The organism is Pseudomonas sp. Irchel 3F6 (assembly GCF_900187595.1).
GTDB classification, from domain to species: Bacteria; Pseudomonadota; Gammaproteobacteria; order Pseudomonadales; family Pseudomonadaceae; genus Aquipseudomonas; species Aquipseudomonas siliginis.
The window spans coordinates 278,112-291,286 of record NZ_FYDP01000002.1; the positions used below are offsets into that span (position 1 = coordinate 278,112).

The following is a 13,175-nucleotide window of genomic DNA, read 5'->3' on the forward strand; positions in this document are numbered from 1 at the left end:
AGTGATGCGGATATCTGACCCACAGGTTTACAATCCACGCTCCTGATCAGGAGTAATCCCGTGCTGACTCATCTCGATTCCCAAGGTCGCGCCAACATGGTCGACGTCACTGAAAAAGCCGTGACGTTCCGTGAAGCGACCGCTCAAGCGCTGGTGCGCATGCTCCCTGAAACCCTGCAGATGATCGTCAGCGGCGGCCATCCCAAGGGTGATGTGTTCGCCGTGGCGCGCATTGCCGGAATTCAGGCGGCGAAGAAGACCAGCGATCTGATTCCCCTGTGCCACCCGCTGCTGCTCACCGGCGTCAAAGTCGAACTCAGCGCTGAGGGTGATGACAGCGTGCGCATCGTCGCTCGCTGCAAGTTGTCCGGGCAGACCGGCGTCGAAATGGAAGCGCTGACCGCCGCCAGCGTCGCCGCCCTGACCATTTACGACATGTGCAAAGCCGTCGACCGGGGCATGACCATCGAAAGCGTGCGTCTGCTGGAGAAAGTCGGCGGCAAGAGCGGCCACTTCCAGGCGGAGCAGCCATGAAACTGACCGTGAAATTTTTTGCCCGCTACCGTGAAGCGCTGGGCGTGGATTCGGTTGCGGTTGAAGGCGATTTCGCCACCGTCGATGACGTTCGCGCACTGTTGGCGCAACGTGATGGCGCCGAAGTGCTGAGCGAGCAGAACCTGATGTGCGCACGCAACGAAGACCTCTGCCAGCTCGACGAGCCAGTAGTTGATGGCGACGAAGTGGCGTTTTTTCCCACCGTCACCGGAGGCTGAACATGACGATTCGCGTGCAGGCCAAGCCGTTTGATCCGGGCGCTGAAGTCAATGCGATGCACGCGGCCAATGTCGGCGTTGGCGCAGTGGTGAGTTTTGTCGGTTATGTGCGCGACTTCAACGACGGGCTCGACGTGGCCGGGATGTTCCTCGAACACTATCCGGGCATGACCGAAAAGGCTCTGGGCAAGATCACTGTCGAAGCCGAGCAGCGCTGGCCGCTGTTGAAACTGGAAGTGCTGCACCGCATCGGCGCGCTGGAGCCGGGCGAACCGATCGTCTTCGTCGGCGCCGCCAGCGCCCACCGCCAGGCCGCGTTCGATGCCTGCGCCTTCGTCATGGACTACCTGAAAACCCGCGCGCCGTTCTGGAAAAAAGAAAACACCAGTGACGGCCCGCGTTGGGTCGAAGGGCGTGACAGTGATCATGCGGCTGCGGATCGCTGGAAGAAGTAGTTTCTGTAGCGCCCTCCGGTCAGTCTTCGCGAGCAGGCTCGCTCCCACAATTGGAAAGCGTTCCCCTGTGGGAGCGAGCCTGCTCGCGAAGGCGTCATCTGTGACACCGAAAATCCTTCCCTCTCTACCCGATTGACGATTTGTACCTGAGAGTCCAGTATGGATTTCCAAGTACAAAAAAGCTTCTGTCTTGCAGCTATCAGCTTGCCGCTTGTAGCTGCTCTTCTTCGCCAAACCAACAACAACCCGCGAGAGAACGAACATGAAGAAACTTCCCCTCATCACCGGTCTGGCTCTCAGTCTGCTGGCTTGCTCCAGCGTCTTCGCCGCCGAGAAAACCCTGCGTATAGGCATCGAAGCGGCCTATCCGCCATTCGCGTCGAAAACCGACAAAGGTGAAATCGTCGGCTTCGACTACGACATCGGCAATGCCCTTTGTGCGCAGATGAAGGTCAAGTGCGTGTGGGTCGAAGGTGAGTTCGACGGGCTGATTCCTTCGCTGAAAGTGAAGAAGATCGACATGGCGCTGTCGTCGATGACCATCAACGAAGATCGCAAGAAGTCGGTGGATTTCAGCCACAAGTACTATTTCACTTCTTCGCGTCTGGTCATGAAGGAAGGCGCTACGGTCGATGATCAGTACGCCAGCCTCAAAGGCAAGAACGTCGGCGTGCAGCGCGCGACCACCACTGATCGTTACGCCACCGAGGTGTTCGAACCCAAGGGCATCAACGTCAAGCGCTACAGCAACAACGAAGAAATCTACATGGACCTGGCGGCGGGGCGCCTCGATGCGATTTTCGCCGACACCATCCCGCTCAATGACTTTCTGTCGATGCCGCGTGGCAAGGGTTATGAGTTTGTCGGGCCGGAGCTGAAGGATCCGAAGTACGTCGGCGAGGGTGCCGGGATTGCCGTGCGCAAGGGCAACGGTGAACTGGTCAGCCAGTTGAACAGCGCCATCGACGGGATTCGCGCGAATGGCGAGTATCAGAAGATTTCCGAGAAGTATTTCAAGACCGATATCTACGGCGATTGATCAAGCGCTTTCGCGAGCAGGCTCGCTCCCACAGGGGTAACGCATTCCAAATGTGGGAGCGAGCCTGCTCGCGAAGAGGCCAGCGCTAGCGATGCAAATCTTCAGCCCTTCAATTCCTTCAAATGTTTGTACACCGTCGCCCGCCCCATGTTCAGCACATTGGCCACGTAGTTCGAGGCGCTCTTGCCCTTGAACGCGCCCTCGGCGTGCAGCGCCAGCACCAGTTCGCGTTTGTGATCGCGGGTCAGCAGGTTCAGGCTCAACTGCCGCTCGCGCAACCAGGCGTGGAGGAAGGTGTTGATGCGTTCCTGCCAGTCATCACGGAACAGCGAGTCCGGCTGCGGAATCAGCTTGCTCGGCGAGAGAAACAGGTCCAGCGCCGCTTTGGCGTTCTCGAACAGGGAAATATTCAGATTGATGCACAGCACCGCCAGCGGCCGACTTTCGCTGTCACGCAGCACGGTGCTCAGGCTGCGAATTTTCTGACCGTCCCAGTTGAGCTTTTCGTACGGGCCGATGTTCCTGTCGCTGACATCCTCGCTGAGCATGTCTTCGAGTGACGAGTCGTCGCCGATCTCGCGCTTGGACAGGTTGTTGGCGATGTAGTCGACCTTCTGCGTGCGCAGGTCGTGCAGCACCACCTCGGCGTGGGGAAAGAACAGCGTGGCGATGGCGTCGGCGATGGCGCGGAAGTTATCCAGCGCTGGGTCGAATTCGGGGGCAGTCATGACAGTGGAGCTCCAGGCAGCGTCAGCGCCCCTTGTGCCGGGGCGCTGCGAGTGTGCCGCAATCCTTTGGACGAGTCGATGCGATCAAGCCAGTCGGGCCGGGGAGAGCATGGCGCTGTCCAGACCGAATTGATGCAGGTGCTCGGGGAATGGCTCGCCGCGCACCAGCGCCGCACTGGCCTGGCCCATCGCCGGCGACGTCTGAATGCCGTAACCGCCCTGCGCGGCGACCCAGAACAGCCCTGGCACCTGCGGATCAAAGCCGCTGAGCAAATCACCGTCGGCAACGAAACTGCGCAGACCGGCCCAGGTGCGGGTCGGACGGCGAATGGTCAGCGTGGTGGCCTCTTCGATCTGATAAATGCCCATGGCGATGTCGAGTTCTTCCGGCTGCACATCGTGCGGTTCGACCGGATCGGCGTTGGCCGGCGAGCCGAGGAACATGCCGGCGTCGGGCTTCATGTAGAAGGATTCGTCGAGGCTGACCAGCATTGGCCAATGATGAGTGTCAACGCCTTCCGGGCCGGCAAAGATAAATGCGGCGCGGCGTTTCGCTTGCAGACCCAGCGGCTGCGCACCGGCCAGGGCAGCGATCTTGTCGGCCCAGGCACCGGCGGCATTGATAAGCACCGGTGCGGTGAATGTCTCGCCGTTGGTCTGCACGATCCACAGGCCATCGGCATCGCGGCTCAAGCCGAGCACTTCGCAATCGGTGCGCACTTCGCCGTGGTTGCGCCGGATGCCGCGCAGGTAGCCTTGATGCAGCGCGTCGGTGTCGATGTCGCAGGCCGATGGATCGTAGATCGCGCCGTGGACTTTTTCCCGGCGCAGGATCGGCAGACGCGCGCAGGCTTCGTCGGCGCTGAGCAGTTGCATCTGCGGCACGGTGGCTTTGGCGCTGAGGTATTGGTTGTTCAGTTCGGCGGGATCACCGATGAAGTCGACGGTCATTTCGCCGCGCGGGGTCAGCAGCGGGTGCTCGCAAAAGCCGCTCGGAGGACTGTCGAAAAACGCGCGGCTCGCCTGAGTCAGTGCGCGGACCTGTGCGGTGCCGTAGGCGGCGGTGTACAGCGCGGCGGAGCGACCGGTGGAGTGATAGCCGGGATGGGTTTCACGCTCGAGCACGATCACTTTGCCGTGCGGCGCCAGCCAGAACCCGGTGGAAGCGCCGGCAATCCCGCCGCCGATGATGATGAAATCTGCGTGGTTCATGTAGGTCTCCAGTGGGTACGCAATATCAAGGCGTTCGCTAGTCCCTTGTGGGAGCGAGCCTGCTCGCGAAAGCGGTGTATCAGTCGACATCTTCGCTGAATGTCAGACCGCATTCGCGAGCAGGCTCGCTCCCACAGGGGATTTTTGGCGTTAGTGGGTTAAGTGATAAACCGCATTGGCGAGGGCAATGTCTTCCAGGCCCAAGCCGATTGAACGGAAGAACACGTGACGGTCGTAACCCGGGCGCTGCACTTTTTCGCTGAGCAAGTCGGCGAGGTCGCCGACAATCGAATCCTTGTTCCAGCCATGCTGTTCGGCGGCAATCAGCATCTCACCTGCCGAACCCGGCGTGGTCAGACGATAGTCGCAGAACACCTGCATGTCGTTGAGACTTTGCGGCGGTACCTCATGGGCGCGGGGGGCGTTGGTGCTGATCGAGGTGATCAGCGCCGGTTTGCTTAACGTTGCAGGATCAATCACCGGCCCGGCCGACGAGGTGCAGAGCATGATCACATCCGCATCGGCGGTGACGGTCTCAAGGCTGTCGGCAATCTTCACTGACGGCACAATGCACTTCAACTCGGCCTGTGTTTGCGCATCTTCCAGCAGCGATGGCGAATACAGGCTGATGCTCTGCCAGTCGCGCAGCGCTTTGGCGTAGTGCAGATGCGCTTGAGCGACCTTGCCGCTGCCGATGATCGCCAGTCGCTGTGCATTCAACGGGGCGAGGACGTCGACCGCCACGGCCGTGGTCGCGGCGGTGCGCGCGGTGGTCAGTTCACCGGCATCACAGAGCAGCAGCGGCTGGCCGGTTTTCATCGACATCAGCAGGGTCCATGCCGTCACCAGCGCTCCCTGCTCACGGACGATGTACGGCGAAGTCTTCACTCCGTACACGCCGTCCTCGGCCAGTACACCCAAGTAGTTGATGAAGTCGCCGGCACCCTGCGGAAACTCGACCCATTGCTGCGCCGGCTGCACGGCGTTCCCGGCCGCCAGATCGCGGAACAGCTTGCGCAGGATTTGCGGAACATCGATACGCGCCAATAGCTCATGGGCCTGGGCTTGATCGATCACATAGGGCGTACTGGACATTTCGCGCTCCGAAACTAAACTTATTTTTCCATTATGGACTTTTAGTTCTGGCGAGCAACCATCGGGCATAAAAAAAGCGCAGTCCGTTGCCGGCTGCGCTTTTTCATTTCGTGGCGCTTACTGCGGACGCTTGCGCTCAACCGCACGCAGCAGATGCGTCGGCGGGGTTTCACAGCTGATCTTGCGACCAAGCTTTTCTTCGATCGACGGCAACTGGTAAGAGTCGTCCTCGCCGGCAAAGCTGATCGACACGCCATCGGCGCCGGCACGACCGGTACGGCCAATGCGGTGCACGTAATCGTCCGGGACTTCCGGCAGGGTGAAGTTGATCACGTGGCTGATGCCGTCGATGTGGATGCCGCGACCGGCGACATCGGTGGCCACCAGCACGCGAATCTTGCCTTCGCGGAAGCCTTCCAGAGTCTTGATGCGCTTGTGTTGCGGCACGTCGCCGGACAGCTGCGCGGCGTTGATGCCATCACGCACCAGACGCTCTTCGATGCGGCGTACTTCGTCCTTGCGGTTGGCAAACACGATGACTCGCTCCCAACCGTTATCGTTGACCAGGTTGTAGAGCAGCTTGTATTTGTCGGCAGCGGCCACGGCGTAGATGTGCTGCTCGACGTTCTCGTTGGCGACGTTGGTGATTTCGATTTCGACAATCGCCGGGTCGGTGGTCCATTGCTTGGCCAGATTCATCACGTCTTCGGTGAAGGTCGCGGAGAACAGCAGGGTCTGGCGCTCGGACTTCGGCGGGGTCTGGCGAATGATCTGCCGTACCTGCGGGATGAAACCCATGTCGAGCATGCGGTCGGCTTCGTCCAGGACCATCACTTCGACCATGTCCAGGTGCACGTCGCCGCGCTGGTTGAAGTCGAGCAAGCGGCCCGGCGTGGCGACGAGGATGTCGCAATGCCGCGCTTCGAGGTGCTTGAGCTGTTTGTCGAAGTCCATGCCGCCGACGAACGTCATGACATTGAGGCCGGTGTATTTGGTCAGGTCAGCGGCGTCCTTGGCGATCTGCACCACCAGTTCGCGGGTCGGCGCGATGATCAGCGCACGCGGCTCGCCCATATAGCGCTCTTTCGGCGGCGGCGTCTGCAGCAACTGGGTGATGATCGAGATCAGGAACGCGGCGGTCTTGCCGGTGCCGGTCTGCGCGCGGCCAATGGCGTCTTTGCCGGCGAGGGTGAAGCCCAGCACCTGCGCCTGGATCGGCGTGCAGTACGGAAAGCCCAGGTCCTGGATGGCGTGCATCAGTTCCGGGGCAAGCTTGAAATCGTGAAAGCGGGTTTTGCCTTCCTGTGGCTCGACGACGAAGTCTTCGAGTTTCCATGGAATGACCGGTGCCTTGGGCTTCGGTTCGCGACGCGGTCTGGCCGGTTTCGGCGCTTCGCCGGGTGCAGGCTCTAGGGCCATTGGCGCGGCCGCAGCGGGTTTTTCTTCGGGCTTCGGTGCGGCTGCGGGAGCGGGGCGGTCGGCCTGCGGGGCATCGGCGCGATGACCGGGGGCGTGCGACGGCGCACTGGGAACTGGCGCGAGCTGCTCAGCCTCGCTTTTACCGAACATTTTCTTGAGTGCTTTGAGCACGGTCATCTCATCAATTGGTTAAGGAATGTACGCCGGCCAGTGTAATGCAAGAATCGGGCGCGGCGTAGTAGGAGGGATCAATGGGCAGGGATTGGTCGACAATCAGCGCAGTCGTTCGCTCAACCAGACACCAATGTCGCGAATCTCTTCAGGTAACACTTCGTGCTCCATTGGGTATTCCTGCCATGTCACGGTGACACCATGCTTCTTCAAATGCTCGTAAGCACTGCGGCCCATCGAGTTCTGCACCACGTTATCGAACTGGCCGTGCAGCGATAGCACCGGAATGCGCTGCTGGCTGGCGGATAACTCCAGTTCGTCGCTGAATGTCGGTGCGTAAGTAGACAACGCCAGCACCCCACCCAACGGCCCCTGCCACTTCAGAAATGCGGTGTGCAGAACCACCGCGCCGCCCTGGGAAAAACCGGCGAGAAAAATCCGCGAGGCGTCTATTCCGCTGGCGCGCTCGGCTTCGATCAGTTCGATGATGCGCTCTGCCGAAGCTTCCAACTGGTCACGGTCGATCGCCCGGGCCGGGCTCATGGCCTTGATGTCGTACCAGCTGGGCATGGCATATCCGCCATTTATCGTCACTGGACGCGTCGGCGCCTGCGGCAGCACAAAACGCGTGCTCAGCAGGCTTTCCTGCAACGCCTCGGCCACCGGCAGGAAGTCGTAACGGTCGGCGCCGAGGCCGTGCAGCCAGATCACGCAGGCGTCTGCGGGCTTAACAGGCTGAAGAATCAAGGGCTCGGTCATGTCTGCTCCAAAAATGTGCGGGCGCTCTCATTGAGTGCGTGATTGAAGTGCGCGCCCGGTTGATCCGTTAACAAGATGTCGCAAGGTTACAAGTTTAGCTATTGACGTGTCGCGCAATCACTTTCGCAAGCGGTGTGGTACGGCGTTTGCTATGGAGGTTTGCGTACGAAGCGTCCTACGCGTGGCGGTAACACTATCAGTGTCAGTCGCGTGATGGGATAGCAACGAATCCGGTGATGGATGTTCGCCAATGGCCGCTACGGGCTTAGCGAACGTGAAAGGGCTACAGCCCGTTCGGCCGATTGGTGAGAAGTGAGTGATCCATGATGTGGATTTTCTCCTACTAGACTCATAGCGAAGGTCTTACGTCGGTTGACCCCAAAAAAAGCCAACACGGGTCAACAACGCCTCAAAAGGGTGCGACTGGACTCAAGCTCCGACACAACAAGAGCAAAACTGGAGGTTTGAATGAAGATGTTGAAATCCACTCTGGCGGTCGTGACTGCTGCAGCAGTACTCGGCGTCAGCGGGTTCGCTCAGGCGGGTGCAACCCTGGATGCGGTACAGAAAAAAGGTTTCGTGCAGTGTGGCGTGAGCGACGGTCTGCCGGGCTTCTCGGTACCGGATGCGACCGGCAAGATTCTCGGCATCGACGCCGACGTCTGCCGCGCTGTGGCCGCAGCCGTTTTCGGCGACGCCAACAAGGTCAAGTTCAGCCAGTTGAACGCCAAGGAGCGCTTCACCGCGCTGCAGTCCGGCGAGATCGACATCCTGTCGCGCAACACCACCATGACCAGCTCCCGTGACGCGGGCATGGGCCTGAAATTCCCGGGCTTCATCACCTACTACGACGGCATCGGCTTCCTGGTAAACAACAAGCTGGGCGTGAAAAGTGCCAAAGAGCTCGACGGCGCGACCATCTGCATCCAGGCCGGTACCACCACCGAACTGAACGTTTCCGACTACTTCCGTGGCAACGGTCTGAAATACACCCCGATCACCTTCGACACCTCCGATGAAAGCGCCAAGTCGCTGGAATCCGGTCGTTGCGACGTGCTGACCTCCGACAAGTCCCAGCTGTTCGCCCAGCGCAGCAAGCTGGCCTCGCCGAAGGACTACGTGGTTCTGCCGGAAACCATTTCCAAAGAACCATTGGGCCCGGTCGTACGTAACGGCGACGACGAGTGGCTGGCCATCGTGCGTTGGGTCGGCTACGCGCTGCTCAATGCCGAAGAAGCCGGCATCACTTCGAAGAACGTCGAAGCTGAAGCCAAGTCCACCAAGAACCCGGACGTGGCCCGTATGCTCGGTGCTGACGGCGAATACGGCAAAGACCTGAAGCTGCCCAAAGACTGGGTTGTGCAGATCGTCAAGCAGGTCGGCAACTACGGCGAAATCTTCGAGAAAAACCTCGGCAAGAGCACTCCGCTGGAAATCGACCGTGGCCTGAACGCCCTGTGGAACAACGGCGGCATTCAGTACGCACCACCAGTGCGCTAATGGTTCTATCGCCCGGCGGGCCAACCGCCGGGTGATGTTCTTGTTCCATTTCTTCCGGGGCACTTCATGCAAAATTCTATCGGCGCACCAAAGCAGAGGCTCAGCCTCAGCGATCCACGAGTGCGTGCGTGGCTATTCCAGATCATCACCGTTGTGGCGGTGATCTCGCTTGGCTGGTACCTGTTCGACAACACGCAAACCAACCTTCAGCACCGGGGTATCACTTCCGGTTTCAGCTTTCTGGAGCGCAGTGCCGGGTTCGGCATCGCTCAAACCCTGATCGACTACACCGAAGCGGACAGCTACGCGCGGGTGTTTGTCATCGGCCTGCTCAACACCCTGTTGGTGACCTTTATCGGCGTGATCCTGGCGACGATCCTCGGTTTCATCGTCGGCGTGGCGCGGCTGTCGCAGAACTGGATCATCGCCAAACTGGCGACGGTGTATGTGGAAGTGTTCCGCAACATTCCGCCACTGCTGCAGATCCTGTTCTGGTACTTCGCGGTGTTCCTGACCATGCCGGGGCCGCGCAACAGCCACAACTTCGGCGACACCTTCTTCGTCAGCAGCCGTGGCCTGAACATGCCGGCCGCACTCGCCGCTGACGGCTTCTGGGCGTTCGTGATCAGCATCGTGCTGGCCATCGTCGGCATCGTGCTGATGTGCCGCTGGGCCAACAAGCGTTTCGAAGAAACCGGCGTACCGTTCCACAAGTTCTGGACCGGCCTGGCAATTGCGCTGGTGATCCCGACCTTGTGCGCGCTGATCTTCGGCGCTCCGTTGCACTGGGAAATGCCCGAGCTCAAGGGCTTCAACTTTGTCGGTGGCTGGGTGCTGATCCCGGAACTGCTGGCGTTGACCCTGGCGCTCACTGTGTACACCGCAGCGTTTATCGCCGAGATCGTGCGTTCCGGGATCAAGTCGGTCAGCCACGGTCAGACCGAAGCGGCGCGTTCGCTTGGCCTGCGCAACGGCCCGACCCTGCGCAAGGTGATCATCCCGCAGGCCCTGCGCGTGATCATTCCGCCGCTGACCAGCCAATACCTGAACCTTGCGAAGAACTCCTCGCTGGCCGCCGGCATCGGTTACCCGGAAATGGTTTCGCTGTTCGCTGGCACCGTGCTCAACCAGACCGGGCAGGCCATCGAAGTGATTGCCATCACCATGAGCGTGTACCTGGCGATCAGTATCAGCATTTCCCTGCTGATGAACTGGTACAACAAGCGCATTGCGCTGATCGAGCGGTAAGGAAAAGCGCATGAGTACTCATACTTTCAAACCCGACATGCCTCCACCGAACAGCAGTATCGGCGTGGTGGCGTGGATGCGCGCGAACATGTTCTCCAGCTGGCTCAACACCCTGCTGACGCTGTTTGCGTTCTATCTGATCTACCTGGTCGTGCCACCGATCCTCAGCTGGGCGATCGTCGACGCCAACTGGGTCGGCACCACCCGCGCCGACTGCACCAAGGAAGGCGCCTGCTGGGTGTTCATTCAGCAGCGTTTCGGCCAGTTCATGTACGGCTACTACCCGACCGAGCTGCGCTGGCGCGTTGATCTGACCGTGTGGCTGGCGGTCATTGGCGCAGCACCGCTGTTCATCTCGCGCGTGCCGCGTAAAGCGGTGTACGGCCTGAGCTTCCTGGTGCTGTACCCGATCATTGCCTTCACTTTGCTGCATGGCGGTTTCGGAATGACCACCGTGCCGACCAGCCAGTGGGGCGGCCTGATGCTGACCCTGGTGATCGCCACCGTCGGCATCGCCGGAGCATTGCCGCTGGGCATCGTGCTGGCGCTGGGACGGCGTTCGAACATGCCGGCGATTCGTGTGGTCTGCGTGACCTTCATCGAGTTCTGGCGCGGCGTGCCGTTGATCACGGTGCTGTTCATGTCCTCGGTAATGCTGCCGCTGTTCCTGCCTGAAGGCATGAACTTCGACAAGCTGTTGCGGGCGCTGATCGGCGTGATCCTGTTCCAGTCGGCGTACGTCGCCGAGGTGGTGCGTGGCGGTCTGCAAGCGATTCCCAAAGGGCAGTACGAAGCGGCTGCGGCGATGGGCCTCGGTTACTGGCGTTCGATGGGCCTGGTGATCCTGCCGCAAGCCCTGAAGCTGGTGATCCCGGGCATCGTCAATACGTTCATTGCGCTGTTCAAGGACACCAGCCTGGTGATCATTATCGGCCTGTTCGACCTGCTCAACAGCGTCAAGCAAGCCGCCGCCGACCCGAAATGGCTGGGCATGGCCACCGAAGGCTACGTGTTCGCCGCCCTGGTGTTCTGGATTTTCTGTTTTGGTATGTCGCGCTATTCCATGCATCTGGAACGCAAGCTCGACACTGGCCACAAGCGTTAGGAGTTCTCTGTAAATGAGCGAAGCAATCAAAAAGCCTGTGGGTCCGGAAGGCATTATCCAGATGCAGGGCGTGAACAAGTGGTACGGCCAGTTTCACGTACTCAAGGACATCAACCTCAACGTCAAACAGGGCGAACGCATCGTTCTGTGTGGCCCGTCGGGCTCCGGTAAATCCACCACGATCCGTTGCCTCAATCGTCTGGAAGAACACCAGCAGGGGCGCATCGTCGTCGATGGCGTGGAACTGACCAACGACCTCAAGCAGATCGAAGCGATCCGTCGCGAAGTCGGCATGGTGTTCCAGCACTTCAACCTGTTCCCGCACCTGACCATCCTGCAGAACTGCACCCTGGCGCCGATGTGGGTGCGCAAGATGCCCAAGCGCAAGGCCGAAGAAATCGCCATGCATTACCTGGAGCGCGTACGCATTCCGGAGCAGGCGCACAAATATCCGGGGCAGCTTTCCGGCGGTCAGCAACAGCGTGTGGCGATCGCCCGCGCCTTGTGCATGAAGCCGAAAATCATGCTGTTCGACGAGCCGACTTCAGCGCTTGATCCGGAAATGGTGAAAGAAGTTCTGGACACCATGATCGGTCTGGCCGAAGACGGCATGACCATGCTCTGCGTGACCCACGAAATGGGCTTCGCCCGCACCGTGGCCAACCGCGTGATCTTCATGGACAAGGGCGAAATCGTTGAACAGGCGGCGCCGAACGACTTCTTCGACAATCCGCAGAATGATCGGACCAAGTTGTTCTTGAGTCAGATTTTGCATTGATGCCCGTCAGGCGCTGAAACAAACCCGGACTCAGTTCCGGGGTTGTTTTATCTGGGCTCATCTGGCCAGAACAGGTTCCCGCTCCGGGTAACGAGTTTCCAGAAGTTGTTTGAGACCGTCGGCTGCGTGAAGTGCCTGAATTTCCTCTAGCAGATCGGGATGACGATCCAGAAGCCGCATCAGTGTGAACAACGGCTGCGGCGGAGCCAGTTCGCCGCGTTCATATCGTGAAAACGCATTATGCCCACCTCCTGACAGCCACTTCACCGCACTTCTTTGAGTGAGATGGAGCTTTCGGCGAATACGCTTCATTTCGGTGCCGATCAGCCGAAGTACGTCTTCGAGTAATTGATCGCCGGCATCTACGTAGCGCTCGGCACTGTCGGTACCACTGTCAAAAATGATTTCGCCACAGATCCTGCACTCCCAGCCGGCGAGAAGGTGTACGGGCCGCGAAAACTGTTTGTAATTGACGTCGAGACTGCGATCTTGAAAGTGGTGCATTGCGTGTTCGGTGCCGCAACTCAGGCATTGCCTCTTGCTCATGTGTTTTTCTCCTTGAAGGAGATCACCGGAGAACCACCGCTCGTGCAGTAGGTCACTTTGATATAGATCTCCCGATTTCGAAACGATACGTGATAGACGTCGTGCCAGTTACGATGGTTGGAATAAGAGGTCATGGATTTGTAGAGCATCCGCCGCTCAAGCGTTGCCACAACCTGCATCATCACTTTCCATGACATGCCCATGTCCCGGCCTGTCTCAAGTGCATAACGTGTAAAGGCTTCTTTGCCTCGTCTAATTACTTCGGCCTTCACGACTGCCAAGTCGTAATGGGGTGTGTTCTTTTCCATAAGAAGCCAAAACCCTGTCCCTGAAATTACCCTTAAAGG

The 13,175-nt window shown here is 59.6% G+C and carries 15 protein-coding genes; 8 read left to right on the forward strand and 7 right to left on the reverse strand.

All coding sequences use genetic code 11. The features are described from left to right. Positions 1–60: 60 nt before the first annotated feature. The 4 genes from moaC to CKW30_RS07290 all read left to right on the forward strand — a co-directional run bounded on the left by moaC (position 61) and on the right by CKW30_RS07290 (position 2,267). On the forward strand, positions 61–534 hold the full coding sequence (gene moaC / locus CKW30_RS07275) for a cyclic pyranopterin monophosphate synthase MoaC (protein WP_095180424.1): 474 nt from the start codon (positions 61–63) through the stop codon (positions 532–534). Next, positions 531–773 carry a MoaD/ThiS family protein gene (locus CKW30_RS07280; protein ID WP_016771591.1) on the forward strand — a complete coding sequence of 81 codons (243 nt, stop codon included), beginning with the start codon at positions 531–533 and terminating at the stop codon, positions 771–773. The genes moaC and CKW30_RS07280 overlap by 4 nt, the downstream gene beginning before the upstream one ends. Positions 774–775: 2 nt before the next feature. Next, on the forward strand, positions 776–1,228 hold the full coding sequence (gene moaE / locus CKW30_RS07285; protein ID WP_095180425.1) for a molybdopterin synthase catalytic subunit MoaE: 453 nt from the start codon (positions 776–778) through the stop codon (positions 1,226–1,228). A 262-nt stretch (positions 1,229–1,490) separates the two neighbouring features. Further along, positions 1,491–2,267 (forward strand): ABC transporter substrate-binding protein, encoded by a 777-nt coding sequence (locus CKW30_RS07290; protein ID WP_056783062.1) that lies wholly within the window; start codon positions 1,491–1,493, stop codon positions 2,265–2,267. A gap of 101 nt (positions 2,268–2,368) precedes the next feature. On the opposite strand, the gene CKW30_RS07295 is transcribed toward CKW30_RS07290, so the two are convergent. The 5 genes from CKW30_RS07295 to CKW30_RS07315 form a co-directional block, all read right to left on the reverse strand. Continuing rightward, a complete protein-coding gene (locus CKW30_RS07295; protein WP_016771588.1) occupies positions 2,369–2,995 on the reverse strand; it encodes a transcriptional regulator in 627 nt (208 codons plus the stop codon). An 84-nt stretch (positions 2,996–3,079) separates the two neighbouring features. Next, a complete protein-coding gene (locus CKW30_RS07300; RefSeq protein ID WP_095180426.1) occupies positions 3,080–4,207 on the reverse strand; it encodes an FAD-binding oxidoreductase in 1,128 nt (375 codons plus the stop codon). 150 nt (positions 4,208–4,357) lie between these two features. Then, complete coding sequence (locus CKW30_RS07305) at positions 4,358–5,302, reverse strand: ornithine cyclodeaminase family protein (RefSeq protein WP_095180427.1); 945 nt, start codon at positions 5,300–5,302, stop codon at positions 4,358–4,360. 117 nt (positions 5,303–5,419) lie between these two features. Beyond that, positions 5,420–6,898, reverse strand: coding sequence for an ATP-dependent RNA helicase RhlB (rhlB, locus tag CKW30_RS07310; RefSeq protein WP_095180428.1), 1,479 nt, complete (start codon positions 6,896–6,898; stop codon positions 5,420–5,422). Positions 6,899–6,994: 96 nt separating this feature from the next. Then, a complete protein-coding gene (locus CKW30_RS07315; RefSeq protein ID WP_056783069.1) occupies positions 6,995–7,651 on the reverse strand; it encodes an alpha/beta hydrolase in 657 nt (218 codons plus the stop codon). A 468-nt stretch (positions 7,652–8,119) separates the two neighbouring features. On the opposite strand from CKW30_RS07315, the gene CKW30_RS07320 reads away from it, so the two are divergent. From CKW30_RS07320 to CKW30_RS07335, 4 genes are all read left to right on the forward strand, one after another. Beyond that, the gene (locus tag CKW30_RS07320) at positions 8,120–9,151 is read left to right on the forward strand and encodes an amino acid ABC transporter substrate-binding protein (RefSeq protein WP_016771583.1); all 1,032 of its coding nucleotides are present in this window, start codon (positions 8,120–8,122) and stop codon (positions 9,149–9,151) included. 66 nt (positions 9,152–9,217) lie between these two features. After that, on the forward strand, positions 9,218–10,399 hold the full coding sequence (locus CKW30_RS07325) for an amino acid ABC transporter permease (protein WP_041479500.1): 1,182 nt from the start codon (positions 9,218–9,220) through the stop codon (positions 10,397–10,399). Between the two features lie 10 nt (positions 10,400–10,409). Continuing rightward, positions 10,410–11,504 (forward strand): amino acid ABC transporter permease, encoded by a 1,095-nt coding sequence (locus tag CKW30_RS07330; protein WP_016771582.1) that lies wholly within the window; start codon positions 10,410–10,412, stop codon positions 11,502–11,504. A 13-nt stretch (positions 11,505–11,517) separates the two neighbouring features. After that, entirely contained in the window at positions 11,518–12,282 is a 765-nt protein-coding gene (locus CKW30_RS07335; RefSeq protein ID WP_016771581.1) for an amino acid ABC transporter ATP-binding protein, read from the forward strand. Between the two features lie 57 nt (positions 12,283–12,339). Here CKW30_RS07335 and CKW30_RS07340 read toward each other — a convergent pair whose 3' ends face one another. Together CKW30_RS07340 and CKW30_RS07345 are read right to left on the reverse strand one after the other, a co-directional pair. Further along, positions 12,340–12,828 carry a type II toxin-antitoxin system MqsA family antitoxin gene (locus CKW30_RS07340; RefSeq protein ID WP_095180429.1) on the reverse strand — a complete coding sequence of 163 codons (489 nt, stop codon included), beginning with the start codon at positions 12,826–12,828 and terminating at the stop codon, positions 12,340–12,342. Beyond that, complete coding sequence (locus tag CKW30_RS07345; protein ID WP_071174464.1) at positions 12,825–13,136, reverse strand: type II toxin-antitoxin system MqsR family toxin; 312 nt, start codon at positions 13,134–13,136, stop codon at positions 12,825–12,827. The genes CKW30_RS07340 and CKW30_RS07345 overlap by 4 nt, the downstream gene beginning before the upstream one ends. Positions 13,137–13,175 lie beyond the last annotated feature (39 nt).

Coding starts and splice junctions, on each gene's coding strand:
- CKW30_RS07320 (WP_016771583.1), top strand. CDS start 8,120: ATGAAGATGTTGAAATCCACTCTGGCGGTCGTGACTGCTGCAGCAGTA.
- CKW30_RS07280 (WP_016771591.1), top strand. CDS start 531: ATGAAACTGACCGTGAAATTTTTTGCCCGCTACCGTGAAGCGCTGGGC.
- rhlB (WP_095180428.1), bottom strand. CDS start 6,898: ATGACCGTGCTCAAAGCACTCAAGAAAATGTTCGGTAAAAGCGAGGCT.
- CKW30_RS07295 (WP_016771588.1), bottom strand. CDS start 2,995: ATGACTGCCCCCGAATTCGACCCAGCGCTGGATAACTTCCGCGCCATC.
- CKW30_RS07330 (WP_016771582.1), top strand. CDS start 10,410: ATGAGTACTCATACTTTCAAACCCGACATGCCTCCACCGAACAGCAGT.
- CKW30_RS07315 (WP_056783069.1), bottom strand. CDS start 7,651: ATGACCGAGCCCTTGATTCTTCAGCCTGTTAAGCCCGCAGACGCCTGC.
- CKW30_RS07340 (WP_095180429.1), bottom strand. CDS start 12,828: ATGAGCAAGAGGCAATGCCTGAGTTGCGGCACCGAACACGCAATGCAC.
- CKW30_RS07305 (WP_095180427.1), bottom strand. CDS start 5,302: ATGTCCAGTACGCCCTATGTGATCGATCAAGCCCAGGCCCATGAGCTA.
- moaE (WP_095180425.1), top strand. CDS start 776: ATGACGATTCGCGTGCAGGCCAAGCCGTTTGATCCGGGCGCTGAAGTC.
- CKW30_RS07325 (WP_041479500.1), top strand. CDS start 9,218: ATGCAAAATTCTATCGGCGCACCAAAGCAGAGGCTCAGCCTCAGCGAT.
- CKW30_RS07335 (WP_016771581.1), top strand. CDS start 11,518: ATGAGCGAAGCAATCAAAAAGCCTGTGGGTCCGGAAGGCATTATCCAG.
- CKW30_RS07345 (WP_071174464.1), bottom strand. CDS start 13,136: ATGGAAAAGAACACACCCCATTACGACTTGGCAGTCGTGAAGGCCGAA.
- CKW30_RS07290 (WP_056783062.1), top strand. CDS start 1,491: ATGAAGAAACTTCCCCTCATCACCGGTCTGGCTCTCAGTCTGCTGGCT.
- CKW30_RS07300 (WP_095180426.1), bottom strand. CDS start 4,207: ATGAACCACGCAGATTTCATCATCATCGGCGGCGGGATTGCCGGCGCT.